The 24,634-nt window shown below is 42.1% G+C and carries 27 protein-coding genes; 7 read left to right on the plus strand and 20 right to left on the minus strand.

Features of this window, described 5'->3' with window-relative positions; all coding sequences use genetic code 11:
* Positions 1 to 36: 36 nt before the first annotated feature.
* From SY85_RS16335 to SY85_RS16360, 6 genes are all read right to left on the minus strand, one after another.
* The gene (locus SY85_RS16335) at positions 37 to 1,212 is read right to left on the minus strand and encodes an FAD-dependent oxidoreductase (protein ID WP_226998855.1); all 1,176 of its coding nucleotides are present in this window, start codon (positions 1,210 to 1,212) and stop codon (positions 37 to 39) included.
* A gap of 2 nt (positions 1,213 to 1,214) precedes the next feature.
* Complete coding sequence (locus tag SY85_RS16340; RefSeq protein ID WP_066405953.1) at positions 1,215 to 1,967, minus strand: helix-turn-helix domain-containing protein; 753 nt, start codon at positions 1,965 to 1,967, stop codon at positions 1,215 to 1,217.
* 151 nt (positions 1,968 to 2,118) lie between these two features.
* The gene (locus SY85_RS16345) at positions 2,119 to 2,421 is read right to left on the minus strand and encodes a hypothetical protein (protein ID WP_082886515.1); all 303 of its coding nucleotides are present in this window, start codon (positions 2,419 to 2,421) and stop codon (positions 2,119 to 2,121) included.
* A 115-nt stretch (positions 2,422 to 2,536) separates the two neighbouring features.
* Positions 2,537 to 3,556, minus strand: a complete 1,020-nt coding sequence (locus SY85_RS16350) for a peptidyl-alpha-hydroxyglycine alpha-amidating lyase family protein (protein ID WP_066405955.1) — start codon at positions 3,554 to 3,556, stop codon at positions 2,537 to 2,539.
* Positions 3,557 to 3,737: 181 nt separating this feature from the next.
* A complete protein-coding gene (locus SY85_RS16355; RefSeq protein ID WP_066405956.1) occupies positions 3,738 to 4,415 on the minus strand; it encodes a hypothetical protein in 678 nt (225 codons plus the stop codon).
* Between the two features lie 148 nt (positions 4,416 to 4,563).
* Positions 4,564 to 5,181: a phosphatase PAP2 family protein gene (locus SY85_RS16360; RefSeq protein WP_066405957.1), complete on the minus strand. Its 618-nt coding sequence runs from the start codon at positions 5,179 to 5,181 to the stop codon at positions 4,564 to 4,566.
* Between the two features lie 384 nt (positions 5,182 to 5,565).
* Between SY85_RS16360 and SY85_RS16365 the strand changes: the two genes are divergently transcribed.
* Entirely contained in the window at positions 5,566 to 6,444 is an 879-nt protein-coding gene (locus tag SY85_RS16365) for an OmpA/MotB family protein (RefSeq protein WP_193408744.1), read from the plus strand.
* A gap of 831 nt (positions 6,445 to 7,275) precedes the next feature.
* On the opposite strand, the gene SY85_RS16370 is transcribed toward SY85_RS16365, so the two are convergent.
* From SY85_RS16370 to SY85_RS16385, 5 genes are all read right to left on the minus strand, one after another.
* Positions 7,276 to 7,566 (minus strand): hypothetical protein, encoded by a 291-nt coding sequence (locus tag SY85_RS16370; RefSeq protein WP_066405958.1) that lies wholly within the window; start codon positions 7,564 to 7,566, stop codon positions 7,276 to 7,278.
* 132 nt (positions 7,567 to 7,698) lie between these two features.
* Entirely contained in the window at positions 7,699 to 7,869 is a 171-nt protein-coding gene (locus SY85_RS25685) for a cation:proton antiporter (RefSeq protein ID WP_158512990.1), read from the minus strand.
* Positions 7,870 to 7,945: 76 nt separating this feature from the next.
* The gene (locus SY85_RS16375; protein ID WP_066405959.1) at positions 7,946 to 8,398 is read right to left on the minus strand and encodes an Hsp20/alpha crystallin family protein; all 453 of its coding nucleotides are present in this window, start codon (positions 8,396 to 8,398) and stop codon (positions 7,946 to 7,948) included.
* Positions 8,399 to 8,854: 456 nt separating this feature from the next.
* Positions 8,855 to 9,370, minus strand: a complete 516-nt coding sequence (locus tag SY85_RS16380) for a hypothetical protein (protein WP_066405960.1) — start codon at positions 9,368 to 9,370, stop codon at positions 8,855 to 8,857.
* 245 nt (positions 9,371 to 9,615) lie between these two features.
* Entirely contained in the window at positions 9,616 to 10,398 is a 783-nt protein-coding gene (locus SY85_RS16385; protein WP_148661223.1) for a phosphatase PAP2 family protein, read from the minus strand.
* Between the two features lie 270 nt (positions 10,399 to 10,668).
* Here SY85_RS16385 and SY85_RS16390 point away from each other — a divergent pair, with 270 nt between their 5' ends.
* Complete coding sequence (locus SY85_RS16390; RefSeq protein WP_066405962.1) at positions 10,669 to 11,415, plus strand: hypothetical protein; 747 nt, start codon at positions 10,669 to 10,671, stop codon at positions 11,413 to 11,415.
* Between the two features lie 34 nt (positions 11,416 to 11,449).
* Here the strand turns inward: SY85_RS16390 and SY85_RS16395 are convergent, their stop codons facing one another.
* On the minus strand, positions 11,450 to 12,634 hold the full coding sequence (locus SY85_RS16395) for an MFS transporter (protein ID WP_066405963.1): 1,185 nt from the start codon (positions 12,632 to 12,634) through the stop codon (positions 11,450 to 11,452).
* Between the two features lie 139 nt (positions 12,635 to 12,773).
* Here SY85_RS16395 and SY85_RS16400 point away from each other — a divergent pair, with 139 nt between their 5' ends.
* Positions 12,774 to 14,108, plus strand: coding sequence for an amidohydrolase family protein (locus tag SY85_RS16400; RefSeq protein WP_066405964.1), 1,335 nt, complete (start codon positions 12,774 to 12,776; stop codon positions 14,106 to 14,108).
* A 193-nt stretch (positions 14,109 to 14,301) separates the two neighbouring features.
* Here SY85_RS16400 and SY85_RS16405 read toward each other — a convergent pair whose 3' ends face one another.
* The gene (locus SY85_RS16405; protein ID WP_066405965.1) at positions 14,302 to 14,733 is read right to left on the minus strand and encodes a hypothetical protein; all 432 of its coding nucleotides are present in this window, start codon (positions 14,731 to 14,733) and stop codon (positions 14,302 to 14,304) included.
* 354 nt (positions 14,734 to 15,087) lie between these two features.
* Positions 15,088 to 16,326, minus strand: a complete 1,239-nt coding sequence (locus SY85_RS16410) for a BamA/TamA family outer membrane protein (RefSeq protein ID WP_066405966.1) — start codon at positions 16,324 to 16,326, stop codon at positions 15,088 to 15,090.
* A gap of 287 nt (positions 16,327 to 16,613) precedes the next feature.
* Between SY85_RS16410 and SY85_RS25690 the strand changes: the two genes are divergently transcribed.
* Positions 16,614 to 16,772 (plus strand): hypothetical protein, encoded by a 159-nt coding sequence (locus tag SY85_RS25690; RefSeq protein ID WP_158512991.1) that lies wholly within the window; start codon positions 16,614 to 16,616, stop codon positions 16,770 to 16,772.
* A gap of 143 nt (positions 16,773 to 16,915) precedes the next feature.
* Here the strand turns inward: SY85_RS25690 and SY85_RS16415 are convergent, their stop codons facing one another.
* The 4 genes from SY85_RS16415 to SY85_RS16430 form a co-directional block, all read right to left on the minus strand.
* Positions 16,916 to 17,905, minus strand: a complete 990-nt coding sequence (locus SY85_RS16415) for an MlaD family protein (RefSeq protein ID WP_066405967.1) — start codon at positions 17,903 to 17,905, stop codon at positions 16,916 to 16,918.
* Positions 17,906 to 17,911: 6 nt separating this feature from the next.
* On the minus strand, positions 17,912 to 18,685 hold the full coding sequence (locus tag SY85_RS16420; RefSeq protein WP_066405968.1) for an ABC transporter ATP-binding protein: 774 nt from the start codon (positions 18,683 to 18,685) through the stop codon (positions 17,912 to 17,914).
* 12 nt (positions 18,686 to 18,697) lie between these two features.
* Positions 18,698 to 19,498, minus strand: coding sequence for an MlaE family ABC transporter permease (locus tag SY85_RS16425; protein WP_066405969.1), 801 nt, complete (start codon positions 19,496 to 19,498; stop codon positions 18,698 to 18,700).
* Positions 19,499 to 19,823: 325 nt separating this feature from the next.
* The gene (locus SY85_RS16430) at positions 19,824 to 20,165 is read right to left on the minus strand and encodes a lipocalin family protein (RefSeq protein WP_148661224.1); all 342 of its coding nucleotides are present in this window, start codon (positions 20,163 to 20,165) and stop codon (positions 19,824 to 19,826) included.
* A 197-nt stretch (positions 20,166 to 20,362) separates the two neighbouring features.
* Here SY85_RS16430 and SY85_RS16435 point away from each other — a divergent pair, with 197 nt between their 5' ends.
* Positions 20,363 to 21,382, plus strand: coding sequence for a S41 family peptidase (locus SY85_RS16435; protein WP_066405971.1), 1,020 nt, complete (start codon positions 20,363 to 20,365; stop codon positions 21,380 to 21,382).
* Positions 21,383 to 21,524: 142 nt separating this feature from the next.
* Here the strand turns inward: SY85_RS16435 and SY85_RS16440 are convergent, their stop codons facing one another.
* Positions 21,525 to 22,055, minus strand: coding sequence for a YceI family protein (locus SY85_RS16440; RefSeq protein ID WP_066405972.1), 531 nt, complete (start codon positions 22,053 to 22,055; stop codon positions 21,525 to 21,527).
* 169 nt (positions 22,056 to 22,224) lie between these two features.
* Between SY85_RS16440 and SY85_RS16445 the strand changes: the two genes are divergently transcribed.
* Complete coding sequence (locus tag SY85_RS16445; RefSeq protein WP_066405973.1) at positions 22,225 to 22,617, plus strand: VOC family protein; 393 nt, start codon at positions 22,225 to 22,227, stop codon at positions 22,615 to 22,617.
* A 415-nt stretch (positions 22,618 to 23,032) separates the two neighbouring features.
* Positions 23,033 to 23,929, plus strand: coding sequence for an SDR family NAD(P)-dependent oxidoreductase (locus tag SY85_RS16450; protein ID WP_066405974.1), 897 nt, complete (start codon positions 23,033 to 23,035; stop codon positions 23,927 to 23,929).
* A 310-nt stretch (positions 23,930 to 24,239) separates the two neighbouring features.
* On the opposite strand, the gene SY85_RS16455 is transcribed toward SY85_RS16450, so the two are convergent.
* Complete coding sequence (locus SY85_RS16455; protein WP_066405975.1) at positions 24,240 to 24,491, minus strand: KTSC domain-containing protein; 252 nt, start codon at positions 24,489 to 24,491, stop codon at positions 24,240 to 24,242.
* Positions 24,492 to 24,634: the final 143 nt, after the last annotated feature.

The following is a 24,634-nucleotide window of genomic DNA, read 5'->3' on the forward strand; positions in this document are numbered from 1 at the left end:
CTATTGTTTAGTGCGATTGAAGATAATTAGTGTTTTTTATTGCCCGCTCATGATTGCCAACATTTTGGCTATGGCATCGTTTGAATGTAGCAATGCGGTATTGTCCAACGTAAATTGAGTTACAGCAGAAGCTCTTTTCAGCATTTGTTTTTCAAAATGGGCTATGGCGGTTTGACTATTTTCAAAAGCAGTAGTTGTCAAACATTCAGCTAATTCAAATGCATCTTGCATAGCCATATTGACACCTTCCCCTGCATAGGGTGGCATGCGGTGCGCGGCATCGCCAAGCATCGTCAGGTTGGGCAAAGCTGTCCAATGCTGGTCTAATGGAAAATGATATTGCGGACGGGGAATGAACCAAATGTCATTACTGTCAAACAGCTCTTGCCAGATAGGATCCCATGAGCCAAATGCTTCTTTGAACCAGGCAAAGACCTGCTGTTTGTTATTGAAGTCGATACCGCTTTGTTCTACCCAGTTCTCTTCCACCAGGCAACCAGTGTAAAACGATATGCTGCCTTCTCCTTTTGCACTTAAGATTAAAGATTGTTTATCGCCAAAGGCAAATAGCTTTCCGCCGTTGACTAATTGCCAAAGTACAGGAGCGTTTTTTTCTGCGTCATACACATTGCCCTCAACAATCGTGATCCCTGAATAAATAGGTTGGATGGAAGTAATATAGGGGCGAAGCCTTGAGTTAGCTCCATCGGCTGCAATTACAATATCTGCATAAGCTGCTGTTCCATTTTTAAAATGTAACTGCCAGCCATCCTCTTGCAGTTGCATAGAAGCAAACTGGCTATTCCAAATAACAGTGTCGGGTTGTAATGATTCTAACAAAATAGTACGCAGCGGTGCTCTGTCAATTTCTGGGCGATCTTCTGCATAGGCATTCTCCAAAGTATGGTCATCCAGGTGAATGTTTGCCTGTTTGTCTAAAATGCGCAACCGGCCAGCATTGGGGCGATGGTTGGCGTAAAATGCTGCAATTAAACCTGCCCTGCGAAGTGCTTCCAATCCTGATTCTTCATGCAAGTCAAGAGTGGCTCCTTGCACCCGAACGTCTTTAGTATAATCCCGTTCGTATACCTTCACGTCTGCTCCTTTTAGCTGTAGGAGTCTTGCTAATGTCAATCCGCCCGGACCACCACCAACGATAGCTATTTTTTTATCCTGTATCAACATACCGTAACCTTTTTCTTTACGGTACAAAGCTATTTTTCAGTGAGCGTGGAAAATTGTATAAATCGGTCGTTTGGATTTCGCTTGAGTTCTTTGGGTAAAACACCCGACAACCGTTTAACTTCTTTGATGAAATGCGATTGGTCGGTAAAGTTTTCTTCAGGAAATAATTTACCCTGCTTAATGTGTTGAAAGGAGGCGCGAAAGCGAATGATGTTGCAGTAGGCTTTTAATGAAATACCGAACTGCTGATTAAAATACCGGTTGATTTGCCGGCTGCTCCAAAACACTTTTTCAGAAAGTTCTTTTACCGTGAGTGCGCCATTTGAAGAATAAATAAGATCAAAAAGATCCTGCTTTCTATTGTCTATTTCTGTTGGCAAAAGTGATTGGATCTTTTGAGAAGCTTTATTGCAGAAAACGTCAAAGCTGTTCAGATCATCCGCTGTAAAATTCCAAAAGTTGGCAGGTAAATGTTCGGCTCTATCTAACAAGCCAGCAATGGTATCCTGAAAAATATATTCTGCAGCAAGTGGTTTAAAACTGATAGCATACATCAATGTGTTAGCGGCGAGCATGGCTTTATCGGGGTGGGTTCCTATTCCTACAAGTGTAACCTGGAAAGACTCTGTTGCAGCTTGTGAGAAAATTAGATCAATTCTACCGTCAGGTAAAACCACAACTTCTTTGTCGCTATCCGATGGGTTGCGCAACTGCCAAAAACTTTCTACAAAGTCAGAAAGCGATTGGCTGGGCTTGATCAATTTGTAATCCAAGTCATTCATTGTTCATTATAATACATCCTCTGGAAGGGTAGTCTTAGAATGATTGCCAACAGCTGCCAGACTTAAAGGTAATCAGCCGCAGCGATACCTCAAATGTTGATGTACTCGTCAGCCATTATAGCAGAAGGTCTCCAGTTTCGTGTGCGGTTTTCTATGACGCAAATACTTCAAAATGCTGAACGGTTTCTTCAAATTCTAAAAGGTAATTATTGTCCTCGGGATAATACTTTGCTTTTTCAATATCTTGCCCTGCAAAGTTTTTTATCACCTCGAGGTTCTCCCAATAGGTGATGAGCGTAAAGTGTCCCTCACCATTTTTAATTTGTCTTAAAAAGGATAGTGCTTTAAAACCCGTTGTCTTTTGGTAGTCAGAGACTGCCACCTTTTTTAAAAACGCTGTATAGGCACCAAAATTTTCTATACTTGTTTTACCGTGCCAAATTCTTGCGATCATAATTATTTGCCTCCTTTAGTTGTATGTAGTGTAAAATAAAACTATAGTTCACCTTGGCTGGAGATTGTAATTTGGAGAAACACTAAGGATAGCGCGTAGTTAATATTACCTTTCATTAATTGCTGACACTTCTAAATTTCTGGATAGTGTTGCCTAAAATATCTCCAATATAAATGGAGCCTTCTTTATCAACAGTTAGATCGTGGTACCAGGAAGTAGGACCCTGATAAAAGCCGCTTCGGCCAAATCTTGTTTGAACCTTTGCTGATGTATCAATGATAATTACGTCTGAACCACGGTGTTTCATTTTCAAAAAGGTAAAATCATCTATGGCAAATACTTTTTCTTTGGTTGAGTCAAAGAATACTGAGCAGATAGAGCCAAAGGTATTGTTGGTCCACTGTTTGATAAAATGACCCGATGAATTAAATTTTTGAATCCTGTTGTTTTCCCTATCCGCAACGTACACATTTCCATCGTTGTCCAGACTAAGTCCATGTGGCAAATCAAATTCACCTTCTTTATTGCCCTTTCTACCCCACTCAAGCAAATAGTTACCAGATGGAGAAAATTTTACAATTCGGTTGTTTCCATAGCCATCACTAACATAGAATGAGCCATCCTTAGAAATAGCAATATCAGTGGGCTTATTAAAATGCAGGCTATCACTACCTGCCACTCCTGCCACGCCAAGCACCATCAATAGTTTTCCATCATGGCTGAATTTAAAAACCTGATGAAGTCCTACGTCTGTAACCCAAATATGGTTCTCCTTGTCAACGGTCAATCCATGGGGCATTATAAATAAATTGCTGCCCCAGCTGTCGCGCAGCTGCCCACTTTCCTTGTCAATGATCAAAATAGTATTGTTCTTAATGGGCTTATTAGGCATTCGGCCCAGTAATGGCCACTCACTATCAGCTCTATGAAATACGACGATGTTTTGGTTAGTGTCTATGCCAATGCCTGTGGGATTACCAAGTTTAAGATCACTTGGCAATTTGGGCCAATCTTTTACAAGATCATACTTAGTTGTGGTGTCAAGACCTTTCCCTTTTTTGATTGGTTGGAAAAAATAAAAAGCAACCAAGAGCGCTGTCAAAGCCAATAAAGAATAAAGTACTTTCTTAACCATTAGCAATAATAGGAGAGAGGTGCTTTTTAACGGCAACATACTAAAATATACCTCTTGTTGCAAAAGGTATCCTTTTATAATCTCTTTGCCTTAGCGCCTACACACTTATGCCAGGAAGTGTGACTCGTCGGGGAAAATGAAGATATAAAGTCGATGTTGGATACATCTAGGAAAGTAGCTTTTATGATATCCACATTTCCCATGATTTCACAAATAACCACCTACCTTCTTTTTTGTTGAAAAAGAGAATCTGCCCGGTTCCACATAAACCACCACAAATAAAACGAGTATAAACACAGGCCTTATCTTTTGCGGTATTGAACCCTATCATAGAAAAACTTATACTTCCCAGTCTGCGTAATTTGTCCTTTGGAGCAGATTGACTAGTATATAGTTTGTAATTGGACGTTGGTTCTAATGCGTTAAGGGGAAAGCTGTCCAAAGATGGCCGAGCTGAAGAAAGGGCGTGTAAGGAGGCGGCAAAGCCGGTATCAAGATCTGTACGACCTTCTCTTAAGAGTGCATGTATATTTTCACGGTCATTCTCATCTAAAGATTCAAAGCGGTTATATACAACAACAAATAATGTAGCGGTGTCTAAGGTGGCTTTGACACTATCTCTCCAACGCTCACAATGAACATACTCTAGTGAGTCTTCTTTAGAAGTAAATGTTTGGTGCGAAGTAAATGGTGGTGGAATGCGCATATATTCACGCCAGGCAGAATCGGCACCAACCGCTTTAGCTAAGCCTAGATTCAAGATTGCCTTTGTATCAGCATCAATAGTTGGTTCCTTATCAGAAGGCGTACAAGAAAAAAGGCCAATAACTAAGAGTAAGAATGTTAGATAGTAATTCAAAGGGTTTATAGTGAGATGCTAAATTAGGTTGATTCCATAAGTCCCGCTCGTTGTACGAAGTGTAAGATTAAATTACAAACTCCGGACAGCGGTTATTTATTATTGGGAGAAACACTATGGATAGCAAGGAAAGCGCCCTGCTCTTACTCTAACGCATTTTTCTTTTTTTATGTATCCACTTGTTTGCTTTATAAGAAAGAAAAGCGGAAGCAGAACCTACAATCGCACCGGCCAGGACATCGCTGGGATAGTGAACACCCAAGTCCATACGCGCATAAGCAACCGTAGAAGCCCATACAAAAGAAGGTACAGCAACATACCATTTGTGATTCCACAGATATAAGGAAGTAGCTGTAGCAAATGCGATAGATACATGCCCTGAGGGAAAAGAGGAACCGTCGCCTTCTGTAGCTTTTTCAATAAATGGATAAGTAACAAAAGGTCGAGGTCTTTGTATACTTCGTTTTAATCCCTCAGTAATTACTGCAGCTATAACAAGTGCAGCACCCGTCTGAAGTCCCTGGTTTTTTAGTGCGCTATCTTTTTTTAGATAGCCGGTTCCTAACATGACCATAGGAACGGCCAGGCTTACTGGGTAAGTAGTGTTTGCTACAAACCGAAAACCGGCATCCAGTTTTTGAGGTCGGTGGAGATTAATATTTTGCAAAAGGGTAATGTCGGCGTTTTGTGCTAACCCGTATTGAGAGCAAATGATAAGGAAAATGAAAAGGAACAGTTTTCTATAGCGCTCTTTAAAACAGATCATCAAATAAAATAGTTTTCAGGATATCAAATCTCAAATATAATAGCGGACTTCCAGATAAATCGAAAGTCTAAAAGGATACTTAAATCCTAACAGTAGTTAGCTCATGGCTAAACGCAGTGGAAGAAAAAATTATAGTTCACGATATCCGGAGTTTGTAATTCGCAGAAACGCTACGAATAGCACGGACTAGCGTACAGGGAAGACCAACCAGGTCAAAAAAATCATCTCACTATCTTCTTTCACTTTGCACGGCGGAACAGGTTCGGCAGAAGTGTCAATAAAGTACAGTATATAAAGTTTTGCAAGCGTTAATGGATCATGCTCTGCCTTGATGATGAGCGGCAGGATGCATCTAATTGTACCTAATCTTTAAAACAAAATAAAATGACAGTTAGAATTTGCTCTTCATTATTGATGAGTGCCATAACAATACTGCTCATACCAGCCTGTGTAAGTACTAAAAAATATCAGTCGCTGCAGTCAGAATATGGATCACTCCAAAGCAAGAATGAAACGATCCTAAGAGAACGCGACGATTGTAAAAGTAGCTTAGGCATTGCCAACGTGAAAGTAGAAGGGCTGGAAAACCAATTACGTGCAAATAAGAGTCAAATGGAGTCCTTGCAATCGGCATTAGATAAATGTCTTGTTGCTTCTAGCCAGGGAAATGTCAATATTTCGAAACTGGTTGATGAGATCAATGCATCCAACAAATACATACAGCAGTTGGTAGCTTCCAAAAACAAAAGTGATTCATTAAATATGGTGCTGACCAACAACCTTACCCGATCATTGAACACGGATGAGATGAAGGACGTGAATATACAGGTGCTGAAAGGCGTTGTATACATTTCGCTTTCAGATAACATGCTATATAAGTCTGGTAGCTACGAAATATCTGACAAGGCCAATGCAACGCTATCAAAGATTGCCAAGATCATTAGCGATTATAAAGATTTTAAAGTGCTTATCGAGGGCAACACTGATAATGTGCCGATTGCTAAAACCAACATTCGCAACAACTGGGATCTTAGTGCACTCAGGGCTTCATCAGTTGTGCAGGCCTTGCAAACGACCTTTGCTGTAGATCCCTCGCGCCTCACTGCAGGAGGTCGTGGCGAATACAACCCTGTTGCCAGCAATGATACTCCAGAAGGCAGGACCCGCAACCGGCGTACACAAATTATTATCACCCCCAAACTTGATCAGTTTATGGATCTGATTGATAAAGGACCGGCCAAGGATTCAGCCAGCACAAAATAAAAGGTTCCGGCCATCGCCGCGGTTGTATGTCTCTAGTTATACGAAGTGTAGGACCAAATTATAGTTCACGCTGCCGGAGTTTGTAACCACAAGTGTTCGAAACCTTGTTTTTAGCTTAAGTCCCATAGTGGTCCGGCTTTTCGGGGATTAGCTTCTTTGGTTGCCGTAGGTCGCCGCCCCAAGTGTTCGAATGTTTTAATGGTTACTTAGAGTTGCACTTTACAGCACTTAACCTTACGTCCACACCAGAAAGCAAAGCATGTAACTCAAAGCGATCCTCGAAATTGAAGTATCGGAGTCGTCCAACGCCTTATATTGCGCCCTCGTACTTTCAGCCTCACCTTTTTATCAGAGTCGGGCGGAATATACAGCGCCTGCCGGTTTTCCGACTATCAGCTGATTCTATCATCTTTGCTCACTGCACCCACCGTTGGGAAGGATACGCTCAATACGACCCACCTCTCCTGATGAAAGATTAAAGCTGTGGAGTGTTGCTGTGCGTGGGTGGCCCGGCAGCCGGAGGCGCATTGGGTGGTCCCGCACGTGCGGGATTGATTTTTTTGTTACACCCGGAGCATGTCGAAGGGTTTCATCAAGAAAAAAAGTGGAAAAGGCAGAGGTAGAAGGAGCACTAAAAATAAAAAGTTTCTCATCCAGCTAATCCAATCTAAATCCCACCCATCCGCGGTCCAAAAAGTTGAAAGGATAGAAGAAGAAAGACCTGTTACATGATCAACCTGGCCATCACGTACTCCAAACCGAAGCAGCAAAACCAACAATGAATGATGTTCAAGCACTTGGCATATATGTCGCATAAGCCACAATAGCTGGTTAGGAGCTTTCAAAATTTTCTGATTTGAATAATTCCTTTGTAATGATGCGGCAATTTTCAGCCAATTGATTTAGTGTACAAGTGATAAAATCAAAATTTACAGGTAATCCTTTTTCGATTTCCATAAAATCAAAATAAAGAATATTTTTTTCGCTAACATTTTTGGAACCTTTTAATTGCTTGAATATATCTACAGCACGATGGCGATTGTTTCCTATAAAGAATTTTGCAAAGCTTTCAAGCCTCTTATGTGTCTTTAATGTTATTGTTATATAAAATTGTGTTTCCATACAATATTATTTAACCTGTTGAAATAGTAATGCTATGGTCTCACCGCTGAGGTTCGATTGCCTTAAGGCTGGTATTTTAGTGACAGTCTATACCCCAAATAAAGCTGATCGAATTCATACTAATCTTCATATTTAATTAGTGAATACTTTAATTGAGTAAGGACCTAATAATATTCCTGCAATAATGTAGGCTACAAAATAGGGCTGGTTTAGTTTTTTTAAAAGCAAACCAATTAATAAAATACTAAGCAGCATTATTACAATACGCTGTAGCTGCAAATTGAAGTTGAGTGCCGATAGCATTTTCAGAGATTTGTATTTAAAGAAACAAAAGTTGCCTTTTTTTAGAAGGCAACTTTTGAAACGGAGAAGCTAGTAATTAAGAAATTTGAATTAGCCTTGGCGGCTTTTGTTTTGCTTCTTCTTTTTTAGGGAGAAGCAGAAGCAGTAATCCATTTTCATACTTCGCCTGAATCTTATCAATATCTACTACATCTTTTTGCAAGGTGAAAGTTCGTTGGAAAGATTGGTAACTGAATTCCTTACGAGCATAACGTTCACCTTCGTTTTCTTCCCTTTGATTGGTTCTTTCGGAACTTATGGTCAGAGAATTTCCGTCCAGTTCTACTTTGAAATCTTTTTTAGTCATTCCAGGTGCAGCAACTTCCACTTCGTAATTCTCAGCAGTTTCTTTAATATTAACCGCCGGAATCGTGGTGTTAGTGTCGGAGAAATTTGAAGTTCCCCAATTGAGCAAATCCCGATTAAAGAAATCATCAAAAAGCATTGGCAATGGATTCAAACGATTTCCATTTCTTTTTACGACTGTCATAATTGCCTCCTTTTAATGGTTAATAAATTGATTTCAAAATGCGAAAATCAACCCTTGTGCCATTACAATATGCCGTCTGAAAAAATGAAAATTTGTCGGAGAAGTAAGAAAAAACTGACAGTAAAAAGTCAAAATTTCTGTGTTCTTTGAAGGAAAAGCCCTCTGTTTTAAATTTTAGGGATTGTCAACGTATAGCAGGCAATGGCAGACTGTACAAAAATGTATATTATTAATATTTATTAAATATATAATAAACTATTTACCAATACATTAAAGAATTGCATTTTATGAAAAAGGACCCTTTTTGCACACCCTGACGAACGTAGAAAGGCTTTACGCAGTACGGGAATTTTATGTTCCGCAGCCCAACTCATTTGCTGAAGCAAAATAGCAATTCTTTTGTTGAGTACTTATTCTTCTGCCTGTATTGCATGAAACCTATGTTATACGCATTGGTCAGCCTTTCCAACCCTCAGGCAAAGTTCTCTTCGTCTGAAAATCTTGTTTCACTTTATCAAAGCTGAACAAAGGTATGTTTTCTGCTTTCAGGCTTTTTAGCTTCTGTCTGCTTTCAGATTGATGATGCTTGTCTGAAAAAATGAATTGTTCTTTCGTCTTTGAATTAATTATCAGAGTTGTTCTATAGTCGCCGCTTAGTTTAGGCCAGTAGAGGCTTTGGCTTTTGAAAATCAAAATACTGTCAGCTACTCCTACGCTGTCAATAGAAGTTAGTTGAAAATCGTATTCATCACCTGGATTAAAGTAATCTTTGTGACTTAATTTCGGATGCTTGATGATTAATGTCCAGTCCTCAGAATTAGTAGGTGAAATGATTTCATAAGGCTCCAAAATGGGCACTCGCCACAAATCCCACTTTTTTGTATAGCTGTAAAAGTTAGCTTTCTTGGTCCTGCCCTGACAGGATAGCAACGCTGTAAAAAGCAAAAGAATGACTGCAATATTTGTCTTCATTAAAAGCACAGTTCAATTTGCGTATAACACTCAAATCTACGCATGTTTTTGCAGGCTCGTAAGATTTGTAGGTGAGTTGTAATACACTCTGTACTAATATTTTGCACTTGCGTTTCTTTGTTACCATTAACCTGAAAAGCGCATGTTTTAACTAAAAGCGTTAACCAAAAAAGCGCGACTCAATGGCTTACCACTGCAGGGAGCAATTGCTTTTTCTCTGCGGTTTATTAAAAGTAATTGTTGCACTAAAACTGATACACCATAGCTGCCCCCGCCTGCTTAAGCCCTATCTGTGGATAAATATGAATATGGTGGTTGGATAATACCTTATCCAACAGTAACACCGATTTGGCACTTAGAAATCCTATTGCTGCTCCGGTCATCACATCCGAAGCCCAGTGTGCATTGTCATAAATACGGGAAAGACCCACCATGGTGGCCATACCATAGGCAAAGGGCGCTACCCATTTCTTGTCTTTATAGATAGAGGCAAAAATGGTAGCCGTGGTAAAGGCATTGGAGGTATGGGCAGAAGGGAAAGACTGGTTAATGCCTGGACCATCATCACCATCAAAAGTGTTGAAGGACTTGCCGGTAGAAGGGCGGTAGCGCTGAAACTGCTTTTTAAGGGTAGCGGTAACAAAACCATTTACAGCAAGGCTTCCCATCAACAATACACCTGCCTTTTGCAAACGAGGGTTTTTGGAAAGCATACCATAGCCTGTTACCAATACACTGCCAATCATATTGGTTGTGGCCAAGCCTAGCGGCGAAACCGAATGGGAGATATCGGACTTAAAGGCCGTCTTGCCCTCCTGCGACTCATCTTGAATCTCAGGGTCGGCCGTTTTATATACGGTGTACACAGTAGCTGCATAGGCTACACCTATTGCCAGTTTTGGGACAATATGTTTAATAAGGGGTTGTTTGTTTACCGTGTCTTGTGTTACTGTTACGCCTGCAGCGTCTTGTGCTTGCGCCATAACGGATGCAAACAAAAAACAAAGACAGGTAATAAACTGTTTCATTGTTTTGGTGGCTTTAACTTTCAAACCGCTTTTGTAAACGGCTATATAGGTGGATAGTTGTTTACAACGTGGGAGGGATCGTAAAAGAAGTGGTTACAAACACTTTTACTTCTTAAACGGTAGGCCCAGCGCCTTTGTTGTTTAGGAAAGTACAAATAATAAGAAAACAGCAGAGCTGCTTTCGATTAAAATAGGTGCAACAAGGTTAAAAGCGCTCTTTTAATAGCCAAGTTCTTAGTGTAATTTAGTAGACACCAGACTGCTCTTTTTATGAAAGCCTTATTACTCCTTCTATTTAGCAGTATTACGCTAACCCTTCAGGCGCAATACCTGACAGCCGGCTTCGGCACTCATGTACCAGTGGGTCCTCAAAAAGAAAAATTGAAAAATGCTTTCGGCCTGATGCTTGGCTATGAGCACCAACTTAAAAAGTCACCGTTTTATGTAGTGGCCGATTTGTCGTGGAGCGTTTTTGATTTAAAAACAGTCGAGCAGGATGTAGAGAGTCCTGACGATGGCTATGTGACCAAACAAAAAGTCAATTATACCAGCTCTATTTTTACGTTTACACCTGGGGTTGGCATTGCCCCCTTGCGAGATAAGAATGTGAGCCCTTATGTGGCCGTTAAAGGTGGCTATATAAAGTATAAAACATTAATGACCTTGCTTGACCCCGAAGATGAAAATGGTTGCCATCCGCTGGATAAAGAAAGTATCCTGCGCGACTATGCAGCTGTAGCCATCGCCAATGGTGGCATGGCCATTAAAATTCCCACCGCGCACAGAACCTACTATCTTGACCTGGGTGTGAATTATATCAATGGCGGCAAGGCTGAATACCTGCACATGACAAAAGATGAGCAACAGCCCGCTGCTGAAGGTGCAGAGCCCTACTTGGTTAAATTTGAGCAAGTACAAACAGGCTCTGTGCATAAACATGCCCTTGGGGATATTTATAATACCCGAACCGAACAACTACAGTTTTACGTGCGGGCTAAAATTCCGTTGTGTAAGTAGGTCTTCAATAGCTTGAATGGCTAATAGGAGGGGACTAAAGCCTCACCTCCTTTGCCACATGCTTGTACGTTAACACATACACCAGGAACGCCAATGAAAGAAAGGTAGCGCCTGTAATACACACGCCGGTCCATTGCGCCTTATCCCATACCCACAGGCCAATGGCAGAACCCATAGAGGTGCCAATAAAACTAACGGTCATGTATACGGTATTCAGACGGTTGCGCGCCTCTGGCTTCAGGGCATATACGCGTGTTTGATTGGATACGTGAACCGACTGCTGTCCCAGGTCCAGCAAAATAATACCGATGACCATACCTATAATGGTAGCACCAAAGAAGTAGAACAGGCCAAAAGAAACGAGTACAATCAACAGGCCATAACCAATAGCTACGCGTGGGTTGCCCTTATCGGCAGAGCCGCCTACAAGTGGGGCGATGAGCGCACCAGCTACCGCTGCCAATCCAAACAAGCCAATCTGATCGGAATGGAAGGAAAACGGCGCTTCTGATAAATGAAGCACCATCGTTGTCCAGAACAAACCAAAAGCCGCAAAGGTTAAGGCATTGATGGTGGCGGCCTCACGCAATATAGGCTGCTCTTTAATAAGCGTAAGCAATGAGCGCATCAGGCTTCCGTAGTGTCCTTTGAAATGCGATGGCACTTTGGGAAAAACCAACTGCATAACAATCATCAGTGCTGTGGATAAAGAGGCCGCTATCCAAAACATACCGCGCCAGCCCAGCCAGGCACCGATAAAGCCACTGATGGTACGCGATATTAAAATACCAATCAGCAATCCGCTCATTATGGTGCCTATGATCTTACCGCGCTTTTCCGCAGGCGCCAGGTGAGCGGCCAGGGGAAGAATGAGTTGCGGTACTATCGAAGTGGCACCAATCAATAAGCTGGCAATGCTAAGCATGGCAAGCGAGGTAGACAAGGCTGCCATAATCAAGAAAACCACTGTAAGCGCCGTGGTAAACACAATTTGCTTACGCTTTTCCAGCATGTCGCCCAAGGGCACAAAAAACAGGAGTCCCAGGGCATAGCCCAACTGGGTATAAAAGGTAATGGTACCGCCCTTGCTTTCTGATACACCAAACTCTTTACTGATCATTACTACCAGGGGCTGGCAGTAGTAAATATTAGCTACAATCAATCCTGTACACAAGGCCATGAATAAGACCTGCCATTGCTTTAACGTATGTTGTTCCATGATGTGAGGGCGCAAAGGTAGAAGGAGTTTTAATGATTTATGGTTTGATAAGTTCTAAATTTTACCGTTTACACCCTTTTGTCTTCAATTGATGCAAATGGCTCAGTAGTATAAATAAGCCTTGCTTATTTTAGCCGCTATGAGAAAGTTACTACTAACTGCCCTGTTTTATGGAGGCGTCTTTTTTAGTCATGCTCAAACCAATGCCTACCAGATCAAGGCGGGCAAATTGTTTGACAGCGAGACCGGAACGTTTCAAACCAATAAGGTCATACTAGTAAAAGGTGAAAAGATTGACACGGTTAAAAACAGTAGTGATCTTACTGCTGCCGACCAGAAAACCTATGCTACCGTAATTGACCTTTCCCGCTTTACCGTAATGCCAGGACTAATAGATGCACACACCCATTTGTTGTATAGAGAGGTTATTCATCCGGGCAATAACCCACCTGCCATGGATATGGCTAAGATGTTAACGTTGGAAGGCGATGCCTACCGGGCGCTTTATGGAGCGGCACGTGCCAAAGCCTATTTGGAGAGTGGTATTACAGCCGTGCAGGACCTGGGTAATTCCGGAAACTTTGGCGATGTGGCTTTACAACGTGCCATCAATGAAGGACTGGTAACGGGCCCTCGTATGCGTTGTTCCGGGCCAGGCTTATCGACAGAAGGCGGTCAGTTTCCAGGTCTTATCTACAAACACAGAGACCTGGCCAATGATGAATACCGCATTGTAAAAGGTAGCGACGATGCTGTACAAGCCGTAAGAGAAAATATAACACAGGGGGCAGATGTAATTAAGATCTATGCCAATAACACACCCAATAAAACCATGCTTACGGTAGACGAAATCAAGGCCATTGTAACAGAAGCACACCGCTATGGCATTCGTGTTACGGCACATGCTACAGATAATACCGCTGTTTGGAATGCTGTAACGGGTGGCGTAGATGGCATAGAACATGGCTACCGCTTAAACGATACAACACTGGAATTGATGGCAAAGAAAAATGTGGTAATGGTGCCTACGTTTTCAGACAGTGCCACAATGGTTGATTTTGTAAAACTGAACAACCTGGGTGATCCGGAAGAGATAAAGCGAACGCCACAGATCTTAGCTTCTTATAACAAATACAAAGTATCGCAGCTACAGCGCATCCGTCAAAAAGGTGTTACCATCGTGGCCGGAAGCGACGATTATGTATCAACGTCGTTTCCCATGGCAGAAGTTTCTAAACGCACCCTCATTGGTTATGTACAGGCAGGTATGACCATTAAGGAAACATTGCAAGCGGCAACCTTAAACGCAGCAACACACCTGCGCTGGAAGGATAAAATAGGTGTTATAAAGAAAGGTGCTTTTGCCGATATCGTGGCTTTTGATGGAGACCTGGATACTAACATCAATGCTTTGCTGAATACTCGTTTTGTAATGAAGGGTGGAAAAATATATACGGCCAACTATAATTTTTAATAAGTGAATTAGCCTGAGATGTATGATAACTCCATTGGGAATTTGAGATTTGGAATTTGAAATTCAACGCCCAGATATCACATATCTCAGTAAGAGGCATCAGGAAAGAAGTTTTTACTAAGATGTGGAATATCTCTAGCTCTTATAATACTATCCATGGTGTATGATAGCGCACAGGTAAAAGTTCTAACCATTAAAGCAAAGGAATTTTTATACCCATACAGAGCATCTCTTTAGATGTTCTGTATGGAAAATCCAGCGGAGCAGATCCAACATACAATTCCGCTTTCCTTTGATTTTCCCTACTGGCCTGAAATAACGGAATGCTAAGGGCCGCCAAACCGGAGCCAACCACCACAAGTGTTTTCCCTGTGCGTACGGCTCCCTCAACATCACCCGTTTCTGAAATACCCGCAATAGGTGCCAGATACCAGATATAACCACCAAGCGCCAGCGTAACACCGCCAGTGGCAAGCAATACAGAAGCCTGGGTCTTTTGTGTCTTACTTAGTTTGAGATAATGTGCTCTGTTAGTTGCTTTATGTAAACTGTCCTTTTGGAGTTGTGCCATTAGAGACTTGCTAAATGATAGGCATACAATAAGCAGTAAAATAATTGGTTTCATAGTAGCCTGTTTTTAGATGTTAGCATTTGTAAAAGATCTTGTAGTATCACAAGACCAAAGCTAGCATCAGCATCAAACGCAGGCTAATGGCTTATTGCAAAAGCACAGTATTTGTATAGTAAGATTTACTACAAAACACTAAAGAGAGCATTGCATTATTATTTTTCACTACAAGAAGGTATAGTCTTAGCAAATAGCCTTAACACATTAAAAATAAAGCATATAAAGGCTGGTCGCTCATTAGATCCCTGAAATGAAAATCGCTAATCAGTAAAAGCCAGCTCAATAAGGGAACCTATCTTAAACATTCAGGTAAGTAATCGGGCTAATCCTATCAATCCATTAAATCCGCGGTTAGAAAAGGAAGCCCATCCTTACATGGAACACCAGGTCTTCTTTTGAGAAGCCAATGGTTCCATTGACCAGCAATGAATTAAAGAATTGAATCACTGGGCCACCGCCATATCCAGCATGCCAGGTATTGGATTTCTCACCAGGTTGCCACACACGACCATCATCTACAAAGGCCAGGAAGCCCACCTTGCCATCAAAGACACGGTTTTGGGTAGGCCATAGGAAACGCAGCTCATTGTTGTTGTAGACGGTGTGTGTACCATAAAAGCGTTGCCGGCGGAAGCCGCGCAGGTTTTCATTTCCGCCAAGGCGGTTCAACTGGTAAAATTCAGGATCACCTTGAATAGTGGCACCGCCTGCTCTTAGGGCTAATGTGATAACCCGGGATAAGGGCAGGTATACAGCCGCTGATGAAGTATAGCGAGTAAAATCTCTACCATCATCATTTACATCCGTGCTTTTCACATTCTTTACATAAGAAGCGGCAGCGTTAAACACAAAGCCTCTGGAGGGTGAAATAGCGTTGTCCATTTTCGCATAGGCGTAAGTGACAGTGCCACCCATAAAATGTTTTATCTCTAAATCTTTTGGTGAAAGGTTATCCATGTAGTCGTGGATGTATTGATTCTCATCAGGGTGAATCTTTACATTTTGATAAAAGGGACTGAATTCAATAAAATGTTTATGATTGAACAACCGATTAATACCAACGGCGCTATAAAACTCTGTACTATATAAGCGATAGTATTTGTTACGGACATCATCGCGCTTTTGCGTTTCATTACCTACACCAAAAAAATAAACCGAGTTGGGGATATCTAATCTACCGGTCAACGCTATATTCCATTTACCAATTACTTGGTTCCACAGACCTTGGTATTCTATGGCAAATGAGTTGCGGTTAATACCATAATAAGCGATCAGGCTTTGCTCATAGGCAAAGGGCTCTTTGTTTTTATAGCGACGAACACGGTAGCCTACACCAATGTTGAGGCTGGGTCTGATGGCAAAGCCAATCTTGTCTTTGTGGGAAGTATCAGCTTCGTCTTTATAATACCGTTTCTTCAGGGCATAGTAGAAAGGGCTTTTATTCAGCGAATCCAAAAGGTATTGTTCTGTTTGTGGGTTCACTTGAACGGTAATAGCCGGATTTACTCGGGTGGTATCCTGGGCACGAAGCTTAATGGTCAATAATAAGGTAACACTTAATAAGATGGCTATCTGATCTACTCTTTTCATAACACACTGTTAAGCATATCTACTAATAGATAGCTATAACCAAGCCAGTATTATATACATTGGGAATTTGAGATTTGATATTTGGAATTTGTCGGTATTCGAATTTCTCCACACTACCAGTCTATTTAATTCAAAAGGATATTATGTGCTAGTTTGTTTCTAAGTGTCAACATTTTGAGGAATGAACGTATAAATCCCTGTAGAATAAGGCTTTTTCAGGTATGGTTTCATACGTATAGCTCTTGTTTTGGCACGGTTTTGAAAAGAGTAAAAGAAAAACGTGAGTTATGGAAATGCGTAAAGAAAACAATGAAAACAAGAGAAGAAGAAAAGTGTTGAACCGACCTACGCTGGTGCGTTCCGTAAAAGCAGGACAAGCATTGAGTGCTACATATTCAAGAGAAACTAACACAACTTCTTCATTCGCTTCTCTTTGGAAATCGTAATCCCAACTTCTTTATCAACGCCTTTTTCCTATTCAGAAAAGAATCAACAAAGCGAGCAGGCGTATTCGTTTCATTAACAAGAATTGTCAATAGGTACAGTAAATAAAAAAGCCACAAACGGTATGGCTTGTGGCTTTTTTATTTTATTGCGGTGCCGAAGCGGCGGCTTTACTGGCTTTGGCGGCTTCTTTGTCTTTTTTCTTAAAGTAGCCTCTGAATAGGAAGTTGTGTTGCATAGCCTCCATATTCTCATCCAGCTTTTCTGTGCTGGATTGAAGGTTGCGGAGGGTTTCTTTCAATTGGGCGGCAGCTTCTGCATCATTGAGTAATACACCTACTGCACCTTGATTGGTATTTAAGCGTTGTGTGGTTTTGTGCAATTCTTCAATCATAGCATTTGCCGTGAGTGAAGCTTGCTGTACTTGTGCCATAGTAGAACGTAAGCGGCTAAAGATAACCGTGTCGGTGATCAAATCGTTGGTCAGTGAACCCTTGGCTTGCAGCTTGGAAGCATAGTCCGCCATATCAGCAACCATTGCATCGGCCTTTGAAGAAGTGCCTCTCAATGAAATCAGCATCGATTCTACCTGGTTGGCAATGCCTTCATCTTTCAACAACTTGCCCAGTGTACCCTGTCCGGCAGCAATGCCTTTACTTACTTCCTTGAAATCGGTAGTAATGGCCAGGATATTTTTATTGTTTTCCTGCAAGGTGCTCATCATATCGTCCATGCTCAGTGCTTTTTCAACACCTAGTATATCGCCGGTTTGTGCAACAGGCGATTGTGGTGAGCCACCATAAATAACAATGATCTTATTACCAATTAAGCCATCCGATCCAACTTTAGCTTTGGAATCTTTATGAACATACTGTTGGTATTTTTCCTCTACGTTCAAGGTCACTTCCACCTGTGCATTGGAAATAAAGTTGAGTTTTTTAACCGTACCCACCTTAACACCAGACAGCCAGATATTATTGCCGGTTTGTAAACCATTCACATCGTTAAAGATGGCTCTTACGCTAATGGTATCGGCAAAGGTTTTATTCTGACCACCTAAGGCCAGTACACCGGCAATGAAAATAACCAGTGCTATAAAAATGAAAATACCTACTGTGATTGCTCTTTTATTCATAAATACTTACTGTATAAAATTATAGTCGTAAAAACTTTTGATCCGTTCGTCCTGTGCGTTAAATACCTGTTCAAACGTTCCCTGTTTTACAAAGCGGCCGTCCAGTAGCATGGCTACCTTATCACCGGTTTCTTTAGCACAGGTCAGGTCGTGGGTGATGATGATAGAGGTAGTATGAAATTGGCGCTGCACTTCATTGATCAGCCGGTTGATCTCACCACTGGTAATAGGGTCTAATCCAGCAGTAGGCTCATCATAAAGCATGATCTGTGGCTGCAGAATGAGTGTGCGTGCAATACCAATCCGCTTGCGCTGTCCGCCCGACAGTTCTGATGGCATCTGGTTGATGGTTTGCGACAAACCGACCGCATCCAATACCCGCTCTACAGAACGACTCACTTCGGCTTTGCTTAGTTTCCGGTGGTGACGTACCAGCGGAAACTCCAGGTTCTCACGCACCGTCATACTATCGTAAAGGGCACTGCTTTGAAAGGAGAAGCCGATCTTAAGGCGAAGCTCTCGAAGTTCTTTTTCATTCAGGTCTACCACATTTTCGCCCAATACGATCACCGTTCCGGCATCAGGCTTTAGCAGACCGGAAATGATCTTGATGAGTACTGATTTCCCGGTACCCGAGCGTCCCAATACCACTAGGTTTTCCCCTTTGCACACTTTCAGGTCAACGCCTCTTAACACATGATTGTCACCAAAGGACTTGTACAGTCCCTGGATGGTAATCATCTCCACATTGCAATCGATATACGGGCTTTGGTGTTGCATGTTACATTATAGTTATAGGAAGCGGAAGTAGTTTACAATTTGAACAATGATGATCTCTTCAATAAAGATCAGGAACATAGAAATCACCACTGAGCTGTTGGCGGCACGACCCACGCCTTCGGTGCCTTGCGATGCTTTATAGCCTTGATAGCAACCCACAATGCCGATGGTAAAGCCATAAGCAATAGCTTTTATCAATGAGGAAAGAAAATCCAAAAAGGTGATCTTTTCAAAAGCCTTTTGTAAAAAGGTAGTGAAGCTCGTTAGCTCATTCAGGTGAATATCCAGGTAAGATCCCATTAGTCCCACAAAGGCGGTATACATCATCAGCATGGGGATGGTTAACGTAGTGGCCACCACACGACTCACCACCAGGAACTTAAACGGGTTCACGGCCGACACTTCCATGGCATCAATTTGTTCAGTAACCTTCATAGATCCTAATTCTGCACCAATATTTGAGCCCACTTTACCAGCTGTGATCAGCGAGGTCACCAACGGAGCCAGGGCGCGGATCATGGCAATGGCCACCAGTGAAGGCAGCCAGGAGGTAGCACCAAATTCAGAAAGTGAAGGGCGCGACTGCTTGGTAAATACAAAACCGGTAATAAAGCCGGTTAGGGTAATCAATGGCAGCGATTTATAACCGATCTCATAGCACTGCCGGATGATTTCTTTTCCTTCAAAGGGTGGCAGCACCAGCTCTTTGAAGAAACGGGCAACAAAGTGAAAGGCATTATAAACACCTGCAAAAAAAGCGTCTAACCTTCTGGTGATAAAATACTTCCTGGGCGGCTTTACCTGTGTCTTCATTGATTAATACCGGCTTAATGCGTTTTTTGTTTCGCTGTGGTTTAAAGGTCTAAGGGCCGCAAAGGTAGGTTTATACCCCTTTTATTCGAACACTTTGGGGCGCTATCGCTATCTTATATTTAAATAGCTCATAAGTTCTGCCGGTAGCTGTAAAGTGGACAAGAGAGCAAAAACTTATGGTTTTTCAGTGCCGATAAGGAATTGCGGGATGTGGAAAAATAGTAAAATCACCACCCTCTGACTTCTTCCTTGTCAACCCTTTCCTCTTAATCCTGGTTTTCTTTCTGTGGACTGGCATCTGTCGGCTGTGGACTTTCCCTTGACCCTACGGCAACTGCTCTCTTTGTTGGTGGTAAGTATGTTCATTGGCATAAAAATGCCGTATGCCGTCTCCTTTAATGCTTTCAAGGATTAAAATGCCGTCTTCCAAAGTAATAATGCGATAGGTTTCAATATCATTAATAAATAAAACGGCGCCGCTTTCGCGGTATTCTATTTTCCAATGTCGCTCCAGTTTGTCTTTTGTTTCGTTGGCCAGTTGGTAGGTAACCGTACCATCGGCTTTAAAGGTCCAGCGAGAAGCGTCTTTTTCCTCTTTATGGTCCTCGCGTTCGCCATTGCTCATCTTGTAACCGATCCAGGTGTCAATAATTGTATTGTTGTCCATTGCCAGCGGTTTAGCGTTAGGAATTGATTGCTGCAAAGCTTGTTCCAGCCTTTCTGCATCCTTAAAACAGTGGTAAAAGAAAGCTGTTAAAGAAGACTTTTTGCAATTCAACCCTAAATATGACGACTGGAACACATATAAGGGTGCAGAAAGGCTGAGTTTTATAATTTCACCCGCTATAAGACCAATCTTCTATTATGAGGTTTAAGCTATTTCTTATTGGAGCAAGTTTGTTAGGTACGCTGGAAAGTACTGCCCAGCGCCCTGACTCGGTGACACGCTATATTGATTCGGCTATTCAGGTTTTTAAAGAGCATTCGCTCTATGCTGCTACTGTAAACTGGAAGCAGGTACAAGATAGTGTAGACCTCCTCTCTCAAACCGCTACTACCTACAAGCAAGCGGATGCTTCCATTATCTGGGCTTTTTCACAATTGAAAGACAAGCATGGCTTCGTGGCTACGAATGATAGTTTTTACCGGTATTCTGACGGAGAGACGAGGGTTTTGAGCAAAGGGATTTTAGCGGAGTATAAAAAGCCGCGATCTATAAAAGTTGAAGTGTTAGCCAATAAGGTAGGTTACTATAAGATGCCATCGGTTCAAATTGGAAGCAATACCGCCAAGATGAAAGAGTGGGCCAATAACCTCTCCGACTCGTTGTGCAAACTGCTGGCACTACAACCCCGATCATTGATCATTGATCTGCGTATGAACAATGGCGGTAATAGTGCACCTATGTTTGAAGCACTCAAACCCTTACTGGGTAAGAGTTATACTACTTATGGCGCTAACAGCCAGTTTAAAATCCTAAAAAAGGAAAGCGATAGTGCTACGTTAGCATATCAACAGCACGCCATTCCGGATCGTTTATGCGCGCCCACTAACCCTAGTATGCGTATTGCTGTCTTAATTGGACCTGGTACCGCCAGCTCGGGCGAGATTTTAGCAATGGCCCTTTCTTCAAGATCCAATACCCGCTTATTTGGGGAGAAGACAATAGGAGTGTGTAATGCCACAAATGGCTTTCTGTTAACCACAAACGCTTTTTATTGCCTGTTGGTAGAAAACTATGTAGCCGATTATAAACAGAAGATCAATAAGGCGCAAATAGTAGTACCCGATGTGTATGTGAAAAGTGACAATGACAACTACACCAGCCCAGCCGACGATCCCACCGTACAGGCTGCCTTGCAGTGGTTAAGCAAAAAGAAATAGAAATTAAAAAGCGCAGTAAATGAGAAGACAGTTGACGGTTAATAGTTGACAGTCAACTGTCGGCAATTAGAGGCTGTTCCCTGCTAACTGCCAACTGTCTTCTGCCAACTAAATACGCACTTCTTAATTGAAAAGAGTATAATTATCCTTGCTTTATCAATTGTACTTCTGCCATTAGACGCACATCATCGCTAACCACTACACTGCCCGCTTCAGTAACGGCATCCCAGGTCAGGTTAAATTCTTTACGTTTGATCTTACCCTTTACAGTAAAGCCTGCTTTATATTGGCCGTAAGGATCTACTACGGTGCCCATAAACTCTACGTCTAGTGTGATCGGTTTGGTAATGCCCCTGATGGTAAGGTCGCCGTGAAGCTTGGCTTCATCACCGTGGCTTTCGTATTTGCCACCTACAAAACGAAGCTGGTCGTGATTTGCTGAATCAAAGAAGTCGGCCGATTTCAGGTGTGTGTCGCGCTGGTCGTTGTTGGTATCAATCGAATCGATGTCAGCGGTAAACTCAATTCGTTTTGCTGTGTGGAAATCTTCAGTTTCCGTTTCTACTTCCAGGTTAAATGTTCTGAAGTAACCTGTAACGGTAGTGATCATTAGGTGTTTTACCTTGAATTGAATCTCTGAGTGTGCCGGGTCGATCTTCCAAAGAATTGCCATAGCTATTGATTTTGATGTTTAAACAAACTTAATCAATGTTTCAACATTGAGCAAGGGGCTAGTCTTCCTAATAGAAGCGATAGTGTAGTAATCAAAAACCTTACCCTATACACGTTGCCGGGTTTAAATTGGCCCTATTATTTTATGCTTAAATTAAAGCACAGCCGCTATGCGCATCGCTAGAATAAAGGAGACTTGTATCTATGTTACTAACCTGGACCAAACAGAACAGTTTTACAATGGTCAATTAGGATTGCCAGTCATTAGCAAAGTACAGGGGCGCCATATCTTTTTCCGTGCCGGTGAGTCGGTACTGCTTTGTTTTATAGCTGCGCAAACGAAACAAGAATCCGAGCTGCCACCACATGGCGCTACGGGGAGTGTGCATTTGGCCTTTGAAGTAGAAAAAGACGCATACGCCAGTACACTAGAAGAGATGCAACAGAAAAGTATTCCTATTCTTCATCAACATCTATGGAAGGGCAACTTGCGCTCGTTTTACTTCCACGATCCCGATGGTAACTTGGTCGAAGTAATAGAGGAGGGGTTATGGGAGGAATAGCTGCGAGCGGAGTCCACGGTTGACGGACGACAGTCCACAGTAGGAAAGTCGATGGTCAATAAGTCATTGGTTATTGAATGAGTAAGGAGTGATGAGCGGGTGAGTGATGAGTCCATAGTGAATGTATATAGTAGGATAATAGGATACCCCTTTAACTCCCCCAGTAAGTGGCCACATATTAGAGGATTTAGGATTTGTCGTTTAGGATTTGAGATTAGAAGCCTCCTGTGCGTAATACACCCTTTATGGTTAGGTGCAGGTGACATTATTCAAAAAGGCTTTTTGCATGTAACATATAGCGTAAAGCGTGCAGCTGTTTTCTCCCGTCAGCTAATCCTCTTTTTCTCCTTTCCCTCTTTCATCCTCCTAGCACAACTATTGCTGCATTCTTATTCTTCACATAAAAACAAAGCATATGAATCGACTAGCAGGTAAAGTGGCCATTGTAACAGGTGGCGCTACAGGTATTGGCGAGGCCGTTTCCAAAAAATTTGCCCGCGAAGGGGCCAGAGTAGTGGTGTGCGGCTTTCCGGAAGACCCGGTCAATGATGTAGTAAAAAAAATTATGGACGAAGGAGGCGAAGCTGCTGCGTATGTAGGTGATCTTTCGCATGAGGGTGTGGCCATGGAATGTGTGGGTTTTGCGGTAACAACCTATGGCAAGCTGGACATCCTGATCAACAATGCAGGTGTATTTCCTGTTATGGAGCTGATTGAAAACTACCCAACTGATGCCTTTGAGTACCTGCTGAAAAACAATATTCGTACAGCATTCTTCATGACAAAATATGCTGTACCTGAACTAAAGAAAACAAGAGGTTGTATTGTATCGGCTGGGTCTGAGTCCGGAAAGATCGGCTTGGGAGAAAATGCGCCCTATGGTGCTACCAAGGGCTGGATGCATGCCTTTATGCGCGGTATAGCGGTAGAGCAGGCCAAGCACGGAATACGGGCTAATTGTGTATGTCCGGGCGCTATAGATACCGCATGGACACACAAAGAAACCGGTCCCATGAAGGCCAGGCATGAAGAAATGATTATTGATGCTACACCAATGGCCAGAAGAGGTACACCAGAAGAGATTGCCAATGCTTACCTGTTCCTGGCCTCAGATGAAGCTTCGTTTGTTACTGGTGCTTTGTTCTCAGTAGATGGCGGCGTTACCATAGCAAAAGGCGCTGTTGGTAAGGAAGCTAAAGGCGAGGCTGTAGCTAAAGCACCACAAGGTGAATTACACCTGGAGCATGCCTTGGATGGAGCTTCCAATATGTTGAGAGGAAGGGACGATGTTGTGCATACTCCTGCACCCTAAAGGGGAGAATGGATCGTAGATTTTAGATTGACGATTGCAGATTGTAGGGAACCGCAAAGACACAATGGTGCTATGAATATTGAACAAGGAATGATGAATGAACAAGGGAGGAAATATTCAATGCTCAATTCTCAACGATCAATGTTCAATGAAGAGAGATGAAATTGATAAATGAAAAAGCACTCCAACAACGGAGTGCTTTTGTTTTATAGACATTCCTTTTCTTTTCTCATCATTCTTCCATCGTCTGCTAATCTTCATATTAGCTAATCAGCTAATTATCTTTTCCTCCTTCCTCTCCTTCAATCTCTTAGTCCTCCTCTGCATTCACATCCTTGATCTTTTCAGAAGTAAACTGCCCTTTAATATATTCATTGAAGAAGGAACCGGGAGAGCCCTCGCATTCTATATACAATTGAAAGACCTTCCATAAACGGGCCGGTATATCGTAATAACGATACACGTTACCACTACGGAATTCGATCTCCATCGACTTCTCCTTATCATTATAATCTATCCGGTGTATAGTGGTAGATTTAGTAGTAAAAACAGGCTTGCCCATAGTCTCTAAATTTACAAAAAAATCACGCCATTCGCTATTGATAAAATGCTAAAATGTAGAGCTGTAGAAGGGCTGGAAGAGGCGAGTGGTGAATAGTGAATGGTGAGTTTAAGAGCTGTGAGTTACCAGTTGTAAGAATAGAT

The sequence above is a fragment of the Flavisolibacter tropicus genome, assembly GCF_001644645.1.
In the GTDB taxonomy this organism is placed as follows: Bacteria; Bacteroidota; Bacteroidia; order Chitinophagales; family Chitinophagaceae; genus Flavisolibacter; species Flavisolibacter tropicus.